This window comes from Bacillus sp. SIMBA_031 (genome assembly GCF_046535225.1).
Classification (GTDB): Bacteria; Bacillota; Bacilli; order Bacillales; family Bacillaceae; genus Bacillus; species Bacillus velezensis.
On sequence record NZ_JAWRXC010000001.1, the window covers coordinates 1211964 to 1227501 of the forward strand.

The window sequence follows — 15538 nt, forward strand, 5'->3', positions numbered from 1 at the left end:
AGAGTTGGAGGATAAGCCATGCCTAAACAGCAAGCAGTAGAGCTACAACCGTTTTTTCACGATAAAACTGTTCTCGTCACAGGCGGAACAGGATCAATCGGAAGTCAAATTGTAAAACGCCTTTTGCTCTTAACCCCTAAAGAAATCATTGTGTTCAGCAAAGATGACAGCAAACAATATGTGATGAAACAAAAATACGCGGATGAACAAAGACTGTCGTTTGTGCTCGGCGATGTTCGTGACTACAGAAGAGTCAACCAAGTGATGAAAGGTGTTGATATTGTCTTTCACACAGCTGCGCTGAAGCAGGTTCCGACATGTGAGGATAATCCCTTTGAAGCCATTCAAACCAACCTTATCGGCGGACAAAATGTCGCAGAAGCCGCTTTGCTGCAAGAAGTAACGCATGTGATTAACATCAGTACCGATAAAGCCGTTTATTAAGATACTTACCACAAATAAATCAAAAAAAGAAGCTTACTCTGCACTCCTTTCCAAAGCAGCCTCCAATAAATACTGAGCAAATTGTTTATAAAATTCATCTAAGTCATTACTCGCTTCATCCTGATCTATATAGCGGATACTGTAATTATCTTTATGGACAACCTTTATTGTTTTCTTCTTTAATTCCTCATAACGTTGGTAAGGTTCCAAAACTACACCCCCGCTTTCACAGGAGTATTATATGTATGTAATGGTTCGTCTCTTGACTGTTCTTTCTTTATCAAAGCCTCGCAAGCTTGTTCAAATGTACGGTTAACTTTTTTCTTTATCCAGCGTTCAGTACCGATCTCTTCGCATATAAATATGGGAATGCTGGCTTTATTCAAGGTGCCCAGTAATTCAAAATGTGTTCTTGACATATGCCTTCTCTGCACCTGAGTCAACAATCGTCAAATAAATCTCGGGGCAGGAATAAGCCACCGCGAATGAAGAATGAGATGAGGTTTGAAGACATTATTTCTGTTTAAAATGCCGCTTCAGTTTTGCAGCGGTATTCCTAGGAATTAAAGAGATGTACTAAATACTTTCAAACTTTGAGATGTTTGTTTTTGGAGGTGAAGATTCATTTAATTTTTTATACCAAATACGAATTTTTTGTCCTTTGCTCAAGTCATCTTTATTGTTAAGTTGACTAAGTCCCAGTAAAACTATATCCGATCTATACTTTTCAATAATCTCTTTTTCACTAAGATTTTCATAGTCTTTAACATCACTTTTTCATTAGGTATGAGAATTGCTTGATTCTCTCTTTTTAAAATGACATAGCCGATCATGGTTTGCTCATTTTCCATAAAATTTTTGCTATGTTGGTTTTGACACCCTAATGTTATACATAACAAAACTAACAGCATTATAAACACTCTATACAAGTTCAAACCGCCCTTCTTGCATATTTGTGACAAGAGTAAAACACTGTTTTAGGAAATGACAGACTAAAACGCCTCATGTTTATGAATTTAAACAAATTCCCCCTAGACAAATGGAACACGGCGAGGTCTTCACCATTATAGAACCGCACAATGCATCATGAAATATTCAATTGGCTGATCAACCACATCACCTTCTTTAAGCGATCTAATGTTTAGGTAAGGTCTGACTTCTAAGTCTATACAGCCTTTCCGCAAAATCATTTTGCTTATCTCTAAGCAGTTTAAATTAACTAAGGATATGTTCAGCTTGTCCTTGAAATGCCGGATTGCTTTATCTTGTTCTTTACTTAAAATGTTTATCATTTAATCATGCTGACTTAATATAATGTTTAAGTGTTTTTATATGGGGGAATATGTGTAAGAAGGCGGTTTATTTGAAAAACGATCAGAAAATAACACTTGACTCTTCTTTTGCGTTATCCACTCTTATTGTCTTACTTATTGCATTGTACCCATCCTATTCTTCTTGGTTTGTCACAATATTCTTTTTAGGATTTGCACTAATATACACATTTGAAAAAAAGAGCAAATCTTCAAAACTAATTGCTGTTATCTCTTATCCATTATTTATTGTTGCGTTTGTTTACAGCATAATAAACAGCATGTCATGATCCACTCTAAATTTGTTCTTAAAATTACGATTTTAAGTTAACTTTAAACTGCATTATGTTGAGAATATCACCTTAATTGGTAAGCTGACACCAGATCATACTTATCTAATGAAGGTGAAATCATGAATAAAATAATCGGAATGACCGGATTAATTATCTCCTTACTTGTGCAAGGGTTCTCAGCAAGTGATTCATTGACTCATAAGATCGCCATGGCTTGTCTATTTTTGTTCTTATTGGTTTATAATTTTAACCATACTAAGGAGTTCTCTAAAAAGTCTCTGGCGATTATAGGCGCTTCCTTTATTGTGCTAATGCTTGGGATTTATCAATTGCTCTTTTTTACCGATGATTACTTTGAAAGCCGCGGTTTAAATTTTGGATTTATCCTCTTACTTGAAATTGTTTTAGTTATTGGATTAGTGACTGCTGCGCTGAATTTAATTAAGCATATTGCAGACCGCTTAAGGAAAACACCTGATGGTAAAGAGCGTTGACTCTTTGCCTTTTTTTAGCTAACCATTTCTTTTTATGCCGTCTTTCTATGTACAAAATCAAACGCAATATCGACTTTTGCCGGCTCTCTTCTGTCAAATGATGAATTGACTTCAGACATTCCACCTTAATGGACTCTTCATCATTTTTTACCAGAATTTCTCGATCAATTACCTTTTTGACAATTTACAAAAGATCCAGCGCACTACTCTCTTTGATAAGAGCTCTACATTTCTAATAGCAAGATTGGATATTGTTTGTTAATACACTCGGCCCCAACTTTTGTGTCTTAGAATTTGAAAGGCGTACTTGCACTTTAACATTTGTCATTTCAGCTGATATAGAATCAATCCTTCCAGCCCAATTAGGACTCTCTCCCTCGGGAGTCGGATATAGTTTAAATCGCCAACTGATCTTCCCTGTTTTGGAGGCAAATCCTTCATAACCGTCGTAGCTTCCATAAGAAGATGGTTGAGGAAGGTGGACAGCAAGAATACTCATATTCGTTCTCGCAGCACTTGGCGGGTATAACTGCACTTTATAGATTAGTGCCGCACCCTTCGCATTTTTCAGTTTTTGATTTACCGGTTCGAGTACTGCACTACAAGGCATTGGACTTGCTTTCATTTGAGTTGGAGAGACAATAACAGCAGCCAATAAAGGTATAACCAAGATAAATCGTTTCATCTACATTCCCTCACATTTTTTTGTTAATTTCCCTTACTCCCGCCTTGAATATTCATCACTTTTGAATGGCTTGCCTTACTAAAAGCAACAGCAAACTGAACACGTATCCTTCTCTAACGAGGAGGGTATTTTTTTCGTTTTTTCAAATTAGAAAATCCCAAAATCTCTACATCCTTTTACAATTTTTTCAATGACTATGTTATGATTATCCCCAAAGGATTTTTGAAATTTTCAGAAAGAGGGGTTTGGATGAGCAAGATCGCTTCAGAAGTTGTTGCTACTACACTGAATGATTGGTACATTGCTATAAAGAAACAAAAGGTACATGAGTCAATAAAATATTACTCAGAGATTAAAAGCCTGTTCGATGATATGGAAGAGGATCAAGAAGTTCTTGCATATTACAGTTTATTAGAAGAAAGACACAAAATGTTGTTGCACTCTTCACGCGGAGAGCCTTTACAAAAGCACACTTATTTCACTGAAGAGAATGAAAATTTCATAAAAAGAACGAACGATAAATTGGAATATAACTTTTATTTATTCGAAGCAATGTACGAGGCATACAACAAAAATTATGATCGAGCAATTAACTTATATGGATTAGCTGAGAAAAAGCTTGCAGAAATTCCGGATGAAATTGAAGCAGCTGAATTCTACTCCAAGGTCTCCTACTTATACACTCTTGTTAAACAAAGCATTGTGGCACAACACTATATCAAGAATGCAATTGCAATATATAAGCGACACCCTGACTATAAATGCAAACTGGCAACTTCAACAATGATTGCGGCTGCAAACTATTCCGATATGAAACGGTTTGAAGAGTCAGAAACATATTATTTAGAAGCAATAGACATTGCGCAAGAAACAAAGGATGAATATTTGGAAGCTCAGTTATATCACAACCTTAGTATCGTGTATTCTGATTGGGACAAACCTGATAAGTGCATTAAATCTCTCGAAAAAGCTATTGGAAATGAATCTTGGATGAATTCAAATTATTATATAAATTCTTTATTCATGATGATTAAGGAGCTATTTAAAATTGACGAAAAAATGAAAGCCATTAATTTTTACAATAAAGCACAGGAAAGACTCATATTAATGGAGAATAAGGTATACGAAGCCAAAATTAGCATCCTATACAACCTATATTGTGGTGAATTAAAAAACAACTTCAATAATTGCATCCGTTACATTGAGTTTTTAAAACAACAAAATGACCTTGAAAGTGTAGATGAATTGTCCTACATAGCTGCAAAAAGGTTTGAATCAATAGGTGCTTTTGAAGAAGCAACAAGCTTTTTCAATGAAAAAATTTGGGCTGAACAGAAAATGAATCAGGTGGAGGGAATCTTATGAAAAAAATTGTGCTTTGCGTATCTATTTTAACTGTAATTTTAAGTGGGGTAGCTTTAACGCAATTGAGTACAGATTCACCATCTAACATCCAGATAGCTGAAAGGCCCGTCGGAGGTTAAAAAATTAATTAATTTAGCCTTACTCATATGAGTGGGCTTTTTATTTTATGATTTGTGACCACCCGTCAAACCTGCTCTATGTAATGCTGTGCCTCTCAGATGTATAAGAAACAGCTCGTAAGATCGCTTTAGATCCGCCGTATTTATTTCTTATCCCGTCCATAACAAAATTTTGGAAGCATGGGCCGGAAAAGGGGTAAGGAATTATCAGAACAACTGGAGTAAGCGATTCAAAAGCAAAAAGAAACAGTATGTTAAGGGCGCAGATATCTATGATAAGGTAAAGGCTCAGAGATATGCTAGTAGTAAAACAGGTAAGCCTTATTCAGTAGCTGCAACCAAAAAAATACAAAAAAATATTATTGCTCTAAACTTGTGTGGCAATCATACAAAAATACAATAGGAACCGACCTAGACAGTAATGGGTCACACCTGCAGATATTGACCGCTCATTAAAAACTGTCTGCTACTAATCATTTGCTTTGCAGATTTATTCTGCAAGTGTCTTTTTATTTTATGTAAAAGATAAGGAGCGTTATATGAAAAAGTCTTATGTTTTATATGGGATTTCAGGAGTTCTAATTGGTGCAATAGTTATATTGTAGATCAATGCATTCTTTATAAATAAAGGTGAACACTCTGTAAGTACTTCTAAAATTAATCCAACCGAGGATAAAATCTTTTTTATCTATTCAAATCCACTCATCAAGAAAAGCGTACTCATATCCACATCACAAGGAGAAAAATTCAATAAACGATACTTTAAGGTACCGGATATACCATATATCCAGAAAAAAACCCCCTCTTCAGACGATATCGTCTTGTTAGCTGAACATGAACCATATTATTACACATTAAAAAACAACACCATTAAAGAACATAAATTATCCAATCCATTTGCTTTTTGGTATCAAGGAGAAGATATTTCTGTAAAAGCCTATAATGTCGACACCAATGGAAATGAACTGAAAGTAAATGATAAAAAGTTCAATAAAAAATATAGCCTGACTTTGCCCTCCCTAGTACCATGGGAGAAAGCGATGATAAGTATATTTAAGTCATTCAAGGAATGTCTTTGTACGTCATTGATAGAAAAACAGAAGAGATTATTAAAACGATTGGATTAGCTTCCTATGGAGATGTATTTGATCACTCTGAAAAATATGTTGTGGCTAGCTCAGAACATGAACTAACTGTAATCGAAAAAGGATCATGGAAATCAAAATTCATAAAATATCCTGATGATCTCGAACAAGCGGACGCTGTGTATTACGACAAAAAAAGCGGTAAATTTTACGTTACATATATTAATAAATCCGGATACGCCTGCTTACTTGAGTACGATAAAGATTTTTCTTTTGAAAAATTCGATTTAAAATTTCCGTATATGAATGCAAAGTTTAAAGATCAAAAACTTTATGTGATTTCACAAGAGGAAAACAAAAAAGGCATTGGTGGCTATATGGGGATTTTTGATATCCGTACTAAAAAGAAACTTAATGAATTTGATTTGCCTGAAGAAGAAACAAAAGTGCAGGACTTTATGGTTTTAGATTAAACATAAAGAATAAGTTGCAAAGCAAAAGCCCCTTCCTGAATAAGGGGCTTTAATTTTAAATTAAATAGATGTTTTATACGCGTTAATGGCTTGATTTCTCAAAAGCATATTATCTTTCGTCACCATTCCAAGATTGTATGCTTGTTTGATGATATCCAGCACTTGATTATCTGTTTCAGTTACAGCTCGTCCACCCGTTATTCTGGATTTCCAGTAATCGAACTGGTGATTTAATTCTGAAGTGCTTTTAAGGTTTTGATTATCAACCACTTTTCCGTTCTCGAGCGCATCTTTAAATTCATCAAAATTAATTGAACATTGCTGATTCGAATTACTTCCTGCGCCTTCTGTCGCTAAACTGCAAAATGCTAAAAACTTAGGGTCTTTCGTAATGTTGTAAGAGTTATTAAGGCCTTCCATAACATTCACCCTCTCTCAAATTTTACAACGTTGCTGTAAATGATTTTCATGTTTTTCCCAAGTCCTTCAACTTGAATCTCATTTGAAGGAAGTTCATTCAGTGGAATTTCAATATATTTGTCCCATCCTATCACTATCCTGTTTTGCCCAAGTATAGCATCATATTTGTATATGTTTGCTTCACCTTTGTATAACAAATTTCTTCTGTTTGGTATTATTTCACATGTTATTTATCGGTAATTCCAGCGAGGTATTTAACTTAAATACAAAAAAAGAACCTGATTCTAACATGGTTCTTTTCATTTTAGTAACTGAATGGGTTTTTAACCACATATAAATGATTCCTGTACATTAAGTATGCTCACTTAAGGGAGTCTTGCTCACTCCCTATAGAAAGGGGGGTGATGCTTATGTCACCATTTCAGGCATTAATGTTAATGCTTGCATTCGGGTCGTTTATAATCGCCCTGTTGACATATATAAATAAAAAATAGACCTCCCTTAAGCCTCAAAACCTGAAGGGATAGGTCTACTAAGAAAACGCATCGAGTAAGCCTTTTGACGGGGTGTGATCAACACCATACTCTTTTTATTTTATGCATTTCTTATTAAAGAAATACACTATAACCAGTTTATATTTTACAGTTTGATTATAACAGATTAAATGAAACCATTGAATTATTTACAAAAATTTATTTATTGGATAAAACCATTTTTTATAGATCACACAAGTGTAATACTTTTGCTTAAGCGTCCCAGTCTTCATCCTCAATCCAGTCGTCTTTCGCTTCTTCTAGTTCCTCTATTAAAAACTCTAGAAATGTGCTACTAACTTGTTTACCATATCCCTCTTGGTTATCCCAAAGAATGACGGGGCATTCACCATTTTTCATCTTGTTAGTATCAAGACAATAAGAAAATTCATCTACATATTCGATAACTACGAGACCATCAGAAAGGTTATAATACTTTTTATATTCATTGGTCTGTTCGACAACTTCAGCACCGTGAGAGTCATAACCGAGTATCATAGTCCCGTATGCTCCCCCTGAACCATACTCAGTTAAAAACCACTTATAGCTGTCTGGAAGGGTTACATTGAGATCCTCTTCTATTTCTCTAATCCGCTCCTCAGTGACTCCTCCCGTGAGAATAGAATTTTCTTTATTTTCATCAAAGAAAGTTTTTATTTTCAAATAATCCATTGAACTTTCACCTCTTATTCTTGGTTCTCAAATTGCTGAGCTCTCCATCTCCAATACCTTCTTCTGAAACTTTTATATTGTTTATCAAGTACTGGGTCATTTCTAAAACTCTGTCCATTCCCTTTTAATCCATGCAAAACATCACTGTACTTATTATGCCAGCTTTCAGGTATCTCCAGCATACTACCAGGTTCTTCTTGAATTAAGTGATGTAAATTTATTTGCGTGCCATCTTTAGCAAACGGAGCATTACCATTTTTCATCAGTTGAAGATTCGTAAAGCCTTTACGATTTTTTTGTTTAAGGTCAATATCTTTCATTGTGTATACTCTACGGCTTACATCTCTAGGCTCTCCTTTAACTTTTACCTTGCCGTCTATTTCATAGGCCTCATACTTCTCTTTATTTAACCAAGGGACATTTACTTTCTGACCAGTAAATGACTTTCTGCTTTCATCCAATTTCTTTGCATTAGTCAAAAGTTCTTTCTTAAGGTTTTGGCTGTCAACCACATTGTATGGTACGTCACCCGCCAGAGCAAGATCATATTTAGAGTTATAAGGAAGCAGTTCTGGAAGTTTAACGTCTTTAATTTTCTTCCCTGCCTGTCCTGCCTTGTTTATGACCTTCCCCGCCGCATCAGCTTTGTTAACGGCTCCTGCGCCTTTCGTTCCGACGACAGCCATAGCCACTGAACCGACCGCATATGTCACCCATCTTGATCGGGAATACGCATCTCCATTTACCATATCTTTTTGATACGATTCCTCGATTGCTGCTGAAACAGCATCATATGTTTTAACAGGATGAAGTACTGCATTCCCCAGTGCTGACAGCGTTTCTCCCGGATCGGTTATGAAGTCCCATAAACCGGTTACCGTGTCTTTCCCGACATCATATAAACCAACGCCGGCTCCTTTTAAAATATCCCAAGTCACCTCTCCGGCTTCTTCCAGCTGTTTTGCTTGTTCAAGCTGGATCACATATTGCTGCTGGGAAGGTTCAAGATTCTCGTAACCGATCTTCTTGGCAATCTCCAAGTATTCATCAGGATCAGTTACTCCATCAGCGAGCTTTTTTTTCAGATCCTTGATTTCCCGCTCTTTCGCTTCTTCCTTTTTAATCGTCAAATAAGCATCCGAATGTCTTGCAATCTCGCCTTTTTTCTTATGTATGTCACTTTCTCTGTACGCCTTGGCGTTATAGTGAAGTGGTGTTGCATTTTTTCCCTTACCCGTGGCATTTTGAAGCTGTTGAAAGTCAGCTTGGATGAAATGTTCATTTGCCTCGGTTTCTGCGTATTCTTTCGTTAGATCGTGATCAAGCTTTCCGAGTTTATGTATGGTCTTATCCCGTTTTTTGTCTGCTGAATCCAGCTTTTGATCGACATCTTCTGTAGAGAAAACATCAAGATGAATGATATCGCTTATCTCATTAAGGATATCCCTCATTTCATTCCGTTGCTCCTGCATGATGGCTTTTGATTTATTATTCGCATGAATCAGCTCGTGTTCTAAAAATGACTCTCCACAAACGAATCGGCTAATCCGGCATCAGCTACTTTTCCTGAAATACTGTTAAGAAACGCAATCTTCATATCCATCAGATCAAGCCAACTGTCTGTGACACCAGCGTGATCTTGAAAGAATGCTTTAATGTTGTCTGCGCCTTTGCCTGAAAACTCACTGTCGTCTAAGTCAGCCATTCCCTGAAACGCTTTTCTGAGATTGATAAATTGTTCTCTAATCTGATCGTATTGTTTTACCCGCTTTTCCGCGGCTGAGATTAACGTACTTGCTTCAAATACCTTCATTTACGTCTCCTTTCCACTTGATCTTATCTAAACTTTTTATTCTGAAACATATTTATAATATTCTTTAATTTTAGGCTTTACTTCCCAGTATTTAGTTCCGTTTGATGACACCAACATGTCAAACCATATCTCAAAGTTAGAGTCTAAATATACCGCATCTTCAATATTATCAATTGAATCCAGATGCAACATATATCCCAACCCTTTATTTGATTTGTTTACATCAATAACATACCTGCCATCATAATGGTACCCAATTAGGACATATCCCTTAGGGAAGTCTTGAACTTCATTAAATTCAATTATCCCTTCTATACTAAGAAGCTCAATACCATTAAACATTTCCAAACCATTGTGATTGAATAGGAACTCTTTATAATCATTAGGCAAAGTTATCCCAAGCTTTTTTTCTAAACTGCTAACTTCTTGAGGACTTGCTGGGTCTCTGAATTGAAAAGCAGCATCTTCCATGACATGCCCTCCATGTTGGAGCATAGGAAAAGTTCCGTATTTAGAAACAGCTTCCTTTATCCCGTCAAGAGTCATGCGAATTAACTTTCCTTCTTCCATTTAAATTTCCCTCCTCTAAGGTGTTTAGGTCACTAAATTTTACCACATAACTATATTTGAGTGTCCTAAAATGCCAAAACAGAATTTACAATCTTTGGTTTTATATTTATAATTAGGAAGGTTTGTCCGATATAGAGACAGAACAAACAAATTGGGGGAATTACATTGAAGAAATGGCTGTTAGGTATTGGCGCATTATCTCTAAGCTTTTCTTTGGCTGCGTGTGGATCTGATTCTGCTTCTACAGATAAAACAGATTCAGATAAAGCTAAAACAACGCAGCAAGAAGAAAAGGATGCAAAAGAGACAAAGGCAGACACTCAATCAAATGACAAAAATGAAAAAGCCGAAAATGCTTCAAAGAAGGATTCGTCGGATAAAAAGGCTTCTGACAAAAAGAAAAAGCTGGTCGATGTAACACTTAACAGAACAGTTGATGGGAATACGATTAAAGTTAACTATAAAGGCGAAGTCAAAACTGTTCGTTATTTACTTGTTGACACGCCTAAAACTAAGAGCCCAAACTCTTGCGTACAACCATATGGTGAGGATGCTTCAGCAAGAAACAAACAGCTGGTTAACAAGGGAAAACTTCAACTGGAGTTTGATAAAGGAGATCGTACAGACAAGTATGGCAGAATGCTGGCTTACGTTTATGCAGATGGCAAATCAGTACAAGAAACACTGCTTAAAGAAGGATTAGCACGAGTAGCTTATGTATATGAGCCAAACACGAAGTATTTAGACACGTATAAGAAAGATGAGCAAGCTGCGAAAGATAAAGACTTGAAGATTTGGAGTAAGAATGGATATGCGACTGATAAAGGATTTAATGGCTGCGTAACGAAACCGAAGAAATCAGTAAGTGTATCTAAGCCGGCTCAAAAGTCAGTTACAACACACCAATCCGAGACACATAAATCGAACTCAAGCAGTTCAGCATCAAGCAGCTCTTCTAACTCTGCACAAGCCTCCCCTTCTGCTGGAGAAACAGAACACTTTGCAAACTGCACAGAGCTGAGAAAGAAATATCCGCATGGTGTACCAAGCACTCACCCTGCTTATACATCTAAAATGGATCGGGATAATGACAACTTTGCATGTGAGAAGAATTAATTATTTTGAAGTCCTCTGGGGCTTCTTTTTTTATTTGGATACATTCAATCTAAACAAAAAAACCACAGAGCGTGTGAGGGACTCTGTGGCCTATAGTGGCTGATTAAACCCCTATGATACATCAATTAGGATTTTATCAAAACTTTTCTTTTAAAGATAACATCATCTCTGTCTCAAATAATGCCTGCAGCAGTTCATCTATATTAATTTCGTTCTGCTTGTAATTATTCTTTTCATAAGTACGAATAATTTCTTCATATTCTGATCGATTATCTCCTTTAATGGAGCTAATTCCAAGCTCTTCACCGTATCGGTTAATGAATAGTTGTTTATTCATTTCTTTCGCTTTATCATTTTCATAATTACAAAATGCACCTGACAACTGGACGAGAAAAGTTTCGTCTTCAGAATTTAGGTTATTTTCGTTACACCAGTCTACAAAACGATTTCCAGTCATGTTATCACCTTTAATTTTAGTATTTAAAGAACAAGATAATCTGCAGCAAGGATGATATATTCTACTGCCATGCCAATTGTTTCAGCAACTCCTGCGCCAACTGCACCTTTAATAGCTGGTGGAATTTGTTTTCTTGCCATAGCAGCAACCTCTTTAGGAGCCCCGGTTATATCTTCGAGAACCTTACAAATTTTGTTTGTGTTTTTAATAATCTTGTTTACCGTGGACTTTCCAAACATTGTACCTAAAATGTCTTTTGCCCAAGCATTATTCGCTAGTCCTCTAATAACCTTAATCGCTTCTTTAGCTGCGGCGCTTTTAGCTCCCATAGTACTCATTTGATCTTGTGAGTTACCATTTTCGAGACCTTTTAATTCTTCAGCAGCATTTAAAATGCCTTTTTCTTTAACTGGTGGGACTGAGTATTCTTTAGCTAGTTTTTGAAGCTCGGTAGGATTATAAGTAAATTGCACGTCCTGTTTAGAAACACTTGCTTTTTGCACTTCTGAGGCCGAAGCTCCAACAGTAGGGATGGCTATAACGGCTGCAAGCAACATCAAAAGAATTTTAGCAGATAGACTTTTCAATTTGAACTCTCCTTTATCCCTAATTTTATTGTTCAACACATTGACCAAAATACCATAAAATACTAATATTTTTCCTGTTTTCATTAAATTAGTTAAAAAAAGGTAAGGCAGTCCTACATTTGAAACTGTTCAGAAATCGCTACGGTGATCAAATATTCATTCACAATTTAAGATATTTTTACTACATAAAAAAGACTGTTCTCAAAAACAGTCTTAGATGTTTTTAGAATTAACGTATCCGTTAATTTCTTTAATTCTTATTCTGATTTTTAAACGCCAAGTGCTCAATTCCTTGATCCTTAAAAACTTGACGGATGTAGGGAGGCGAATAATTATATTTCCGGCCAATTTCTTTTAGGCTCATTATTTTGTTGAAATGCAGATCGTATAGCAGATCAAAGTCTTTTGCTCTCCTCCTCTTTGACAATTCAGAGTAAGAAAGCTTGTCCACTTTTTTTGCCTTAAATAGATTCAGAATACCCCAGTCTGGGATATTAAGTTCCTTTGGTATTTCCCCCACCGTTTTAAGTTCTTTGTTTATGGATAAAACCATTATTTTATTTAGTGTTCAAGTTATAGTTGCTCATAAGCGCTGCCATATGAGGATTAAATGAACAAAATAAAAACCCTGTTAATTACAATCGGCGTTTAATTAAAAAATGAATCCGATTAGAATAGATCAATATTCAAACAATACAATCCTTACAATATATTAGGTTGTTTTCGTATTCAATGTCAGACAGAATATTGTACGAATACTTCTCTTTTTACAGTAAATACAATAAAGAGGAGGTGCTGATTTTTTGGAGTTAAAAAACATCGTTCATTCTTACAACATTACAAATATTTTGGGTTATCTTAGACGCTCTCGTCAGGATATGGAGCGGGAAAAAAGAACAGGCGAAGATACGCTAACAGAACAAAATGAACTCATGAATAAAATACTGAAGTCGATTGAAATCCCCTATGAATTAAAAATGGAAATCGGGTCAGGAGAAAGCATTGAGGGTCGCCCTGTTTTTAAAGAATGTCTTAAAGACCTCGAGAAAGGCAAGTACCAGGCAATTGCTGTTAAAGAAATAACAAGACTCAGCCGCGGGAGCTACAGTGATGCGGGACAAATTGTTACACTTCTTCAAAGCAAGCGATTGATTATCATTACACCATATAAAGTTTATGACCCTCGAAATCCTGCAGACATGCGTCAGATTCGTTTTGAATTGTTTATGGCCAGAGAAGAATTTGAAATGACCAGAGAGCGTATGACAGGCGCTAAATACACATATGCGGCACAAGGGAAATGGATTTCCGGGCTAGCGCCTTATGGATACCGGTTAAACAAAAAAACATCCAAACTAGTCCCAGTCGAAGAAAAAGCAAAAGTCGTTCAATTCATCTTTAACATCTTTTTAAATGGGTTGAATGGAAAAGATTATAGTTATACAGCGATTGCTTCTCACTTAACAAAATTACAAATACCGACTCCATCAGGAAAAAAGCGCTGGAATCAATACACAATTAAAGCAATTCTGCAAAACGAAGCGTATATCGGAACTGTTAAATATAAGGTTAGAGAAAAAACAAAAGACGGTAAACGAACAATTAGACCTGAAAAGGAACAAATTGTAGTATCGGATGCACATGCCCCTATAATAGATCAAGAACAATTTCAACAATCACAAGAGAAAATTGCAAACAAAGTCCCCCTGCTGCCTAATAAAAATGCATTGGAATTAAGTGAATTGGCAGGCGTATGCACTTGTTCTAAGTGCGGTGAACCATTATCTAAATACGAAACTAGGCGAACGCGAGAAAACAAAAACGGCACGAAAAGTGTGTATCACGTTAAATCACTCACTTGCAAAAAGAATAAATGCACTTATGTGAGATATAACGATGTTGAAAATGCCATTCTGGATTACCTCTCTTCTTTAAGCAACTTAGATAATAAGACTTTAACAAAACATATCATTTCAATGATTTCTAAATACGAAGACGTAAATAGTAATGTGAAAACAAAAAAGCAAATGTCTGAACATCTTTCACAAAAAGAACAAGAGTTAAAAAACAAAGAGAATTTTATCTTTGAGAAATATGAGAGCGGCATTTACACTGATGAACTTTTTTTGAAAAGAAAAGCTGTTTTAGATGAAGCATTTAAAGAACTCCAAATTGCCAAGCATGAGCTCAATGGAACCCAAGAAGCGCAATCAGAAATAGACAGTAATACAGTCATAAACAACATAAATAAGATAATTGATCAATATCACATTGAAACAAGCACAGAGAAAAAGAACGCGCTATTAAGAATGGTCTTCAAAGAAGTTATCGTTACGATGACACAAAAAAGAAAAGGGCCAATTCCGGCTCAGTTTGAAATCACCCCTATCCTGAGGTTTAATTTTTCGTTTTCGACCTCACCGTCACTGATAGTCCCTCAAAATGCAGTAAATATCTTAAAAAACCGATAAAGCCGTTTCCCCGGTAAACACAATGGGAGCTACGAAGCTGTTGTCCGAGAAGCTGTTTCATCAGGCGAATCATCATGTTCAAAACCGCGGTACGGTATTTTGTTCGGTCCGCTTCGGCAATGTGCTAGGTTCACGCGGTTCCGTTATTCCTATTTTATTTGAGCAATTGATGGCAGGCGGTCCGCTCACCATTACGGATAAAAACATGACAAGGTTTTTTATGTCGATTGATGATGCCGCAACGCTCACCCTGCAATCTGCGGCGATTACAAAGGGCGGAGAAACGTTTATTTTTAAAATGGAGTCCCTAAGGCTTGAAGAACTGCTTCACGGGTTTGAGGAATATGCGTTCCGGCATGGACTGCCACGGCCAGCCGCTGTTGAAGTGGGAAAACGTCCCGGTGAGAAGCTTCATGAAGAACTGACCTCTCCTCATGAGACGGAATCTTTATATGAATGGGGCAATCTTTACGCGATATTGCCCGACCCCGCCAAACATCCGGAATTTCGGAAGGTCAATCTCCCCAGATATCAATCCGATCAGGCGCCGCTCATCACAAAAGACACAATCGTAAAGATTATTGAACGATTACATGAAGAAAAAAAAACATAGAAAAAAGGCCTGTCTGAT

Annotated in this window: 15 protein-coding genes and 7 pseudogenes; 10 read left to right on the forward strand and 12 right to left on the reverse strand. The window is 36.3% G+C overall.

Features of this window, described 5'->3' with window-relative positions; all coding sequences use genetic code 11:
- Window positions 1-18 precede the first annotated feature (18 nt).
- Window positions 19-444, forward strand: coding sequence for an SDR family NAD(P)-dependent oxidoreductase (locus SB724_RS05510; protein WP_007612048.1), 426 nt, complete (start codon window positions 19-21; stop codon window positions 442-444).
- Window positions 445-477: 33 nt separating this feature from the next.
- Here the strand turns inward: SB724_RS05510 and sprB are convergent, their stop codons facing one another.
- The 3 genes and pseudogenes from sprB to SB724_RS05525 form a co-directional block, all read right to left on the reverse strand.
- Complete coding sequence (sprB, locus tag SB724_RS05515; protein WP_088461015.1) at window positions 478-654, reverse strand: recombination directionality factor SprB; 177 nt, start codon at window positions 652-654, stop codon at window positions 478-480.
- A gap of 2 nt (window positions 655-656) precedes the next feature.
- Window positions 657-830: pseudogene (locus SB724_RS05520) on the reverse strand (hypothetical protein); the annotation flags it as partial.
- Window positions 831-1020: 190 nt separating this feature from the next.
- A complete protein-coding gene (locus SB724_RS05525; protein ID WP_346997585.1) occupies window positions 1021-1179 on the reverse strand; it encodes a DUF3221 domain-containing protein in 159 nt (52 codons plus the stop codon).
- Window positions 1180-1807: 628 nt separating this feature from the next.
- On the opposite strand from SB724_RS05525, the gene SB724_RS05530 reads away from it, so the two are divergent.
- The gene (locus tag SB724_RS05530) at window positions 1808-2044 is read left to right on the forward strand and encodes a hypothetical protein (protein ID WP_007407922.1); all 237 of its coding nucleotides are present in this window, start codon (window positions 1808-1810) and stop codon (window positions 2042-2044) included.
- Window positions 2045-2166: 122 nt separating this feature from the next.
- On the forward strand, window positions 2167-2541 hold the full coding sequence (locus SB724_RS05535; protein WP_007407921.1) for a YoqO family protein: 375 nt from the start codon (window positions 2167-2169) through the stop codon (window positions 2539-2541).
- Between the two features lie 16 nt (window positions 2542-2557).
- Here SB724_RS05535 and SB724_RS05540 read toward each other — a convergent pair.
- Together SB724_RS05540 and SB724_RS05545 are read right to left on the reverse strand one after the other, a co-directional pair.
- A pseudogene (locus tag SB724_RS05540) lies at window positions 2558-2636 on the reverse strand (hypothetical protein); the annotation flags it as partial.
- A gap of 137 nt (window positions 2637-2773) precedes the next feature.
- Window positions 2774-3226, reverse strand: a complete 453-nt coding sequence (locus SB724_RS05545) for a YoqH family protein (protein WP_265971542.1) — start codon at window positions 3224-3226, stop codon at window positions 2774-2776.
- Between the two features lie 249 nt (window positions 3227-3475).
- Between SB724_RS05545 and SB724_RS05550 the strand changes: the two genes are divergently transcribed.
- Window positions 3476-4591 (forward strand): Rap family tetratricopeptide repeat protein, encoded by a 1116-nt coding sequence (locus tag SB724_RS05550; RefSeq protein WP_265971541.1) that lies wholly within the window; start codon window positions 3476-3478, stop codon window positions 4589-4591.
- Window positions 4588-4710, forward strand: coding sequence for a PhrK family phosphatase-inhibitory pheromone (locus SB724_RS05555; RefSeq protein WP_021493942.1), 123 nt, complete (start codon window positions 4588-4590; stop codon window positions 4708-4710). Before SB724_RS05550 ends, SB724_RS05555 begins: the two co-directional genes overlap by 4 nt.
- Window positions 4711-4755: 45 nt before the next feature.
- On the opposite strand, the pseudogene SB724_RS05560 reads toward SB724_RS05555, so the two are convergent.
- Window positions 4756-4879: pseudogene (locus SB724_RS05560) on the reverse strand (DNA polymerase); the annotation flags it as partial.
- Window positions 4880-5249: 370 nt separating this feature from the next.
- On the opposite strand from SB724_RS05560, the pseudogene SB724_RS05565 reads away from it, so the two are divergent.
- A pseudogene (locus SB724_RS05565) lies at window positions 5250-6268 on the forward strand (hypothetical protein).
- 60 nt (window positions 6269-6328) lie between these two features.
- On the opposite strand, the gene SB724_RS05570 reads toward SB724_RS05565, so the two are convergent.
- Entirely contained in the window at window positions 6329-6688 is a 360-nt protein-coding gene (locus SB724_RS05570; protein ID WP_047935828.1) for a hypothetical protein, read from the reverse strand.
- Window positions 6689-7092: 404 nt separating this feature from the next.
- Between SB724_RS05570 and SB724_RS05575 the strand changes: the two genes are divergently transcribed.
- Complete coding sequence (locus SB724_RS05575) at window positions 7093-7182, forward strand: putative holin-like toxin (protein ID WP_265972418.1); 90 nt, start codon at window positions 7093-7095, stop codon at window positions 7180-7182.
- 252 nt (window positions 7183-7434) lie between these two features.
- On the opposite strand, the gene SB724_RS05580 is transcribed toward SB724_RS05575, so the two are convergent.
- The 3 genes and pseudogenes from SB724_RS05580 to SB724_RS05590 all read right to left on the reverse strand — a co-directional run bounded on the left by SB724_RS05580 (window position 7435) and on the right by SB724_RS05590 (window position 10177).
- Entirely contained in the window at window positions 7435-7893 is a 459-nt protein-coding gene (locus tag SB724_RS05580; protein ID WP_265971538.1) for an SMI1/KNR4 family protein, read from the reverse strand.
- A 14-nt stretch (window positions 7894-7907) separates the two neighbouring features.
- Window positions 7908-9706: pseudogene (locus SB724_RS05585) on the reverse strand (T7SS effector LXG polymorphic toxin).
- Between the two features lie 36 nt (window positions 9707-9742).
- Window positions 9743-10177, reverse strand: a complete 435-nt coding sequence (locus SB724_RS05590) for an SMI1/KNR4 family protein (RefSeq protein ID WP_265972417.1) — start codon at window positions 10175-10177, stop codon at window positions 9743-9745.
- Between the two features lie 264 nt (window positions 10178-10441).
- On the opposite strand from SB724_RS05590, the gene SB724_RS05595 reads away from it, so the two are divergent.
- Entirely contained in the window at window positions 10442-11392 is a 951-nt protein-coding gene (locus SB724_RS05595; protein WP_265971536.1) for a thermonuclease family protein, read from the forward strand.
- A gap of 136 nt (window positions 11393-11528) precedes the next feature.
- On the opposite strand, the gene SB724_RS05600 is transcribed toward SB724_RS05595, so the two are convergent.
- Together SB724_RS05600 and SB724_RS05605 are read right to left on the reverse strand one after the other, a co-directional pair.
- On the reverse strand, window positions 11529-11849 hold the full coding sequence (locus tag SB724_RS05600; protein WP_021493967.1) for a hypothetical protein: 321 nt from the start codon (window positions 11847-11849) through the stop codon (window positions 11529-11531).
- A 23-nt stretch (window positions 11850-11872) separates the two neighbouring features.
- On the reverse strand, window positions 11873-12436 hold the full coding sequence (locus SB724_RS05605) for a hypothetical protein (protein WP_265971533.1): 564 nt from the start codon (window positions 12434-12436) through the stop codon (window positions 11873-11875).
- An 803-nt stretch (window positions 12437-13239) separates the two neighbouring features.
- Between SB724_RS05605 and SB724_RS05610 the strand changes: the two are divergent.
- Together SB724_RS05610 and SB724_RS05615 are read left to right on the forward strand one after the other, a co-directional pair.
- Window positions 13240-14924, forward strand: a pseudogene (locus SB724_RS05610) (recombinase family protein).
- Window positions 14900-15520, forward strand: a pseudogene (locus SB724_RS05615) (polysaccharide biosynthesis protein); the annotation flags it as partial. The pseudogenes SB724_RS05610 and SB724_RS05615, both read left to right, overlap by 25 nt.
- Window positions 15521-15538: the final 18 nt, after the last annotated feature.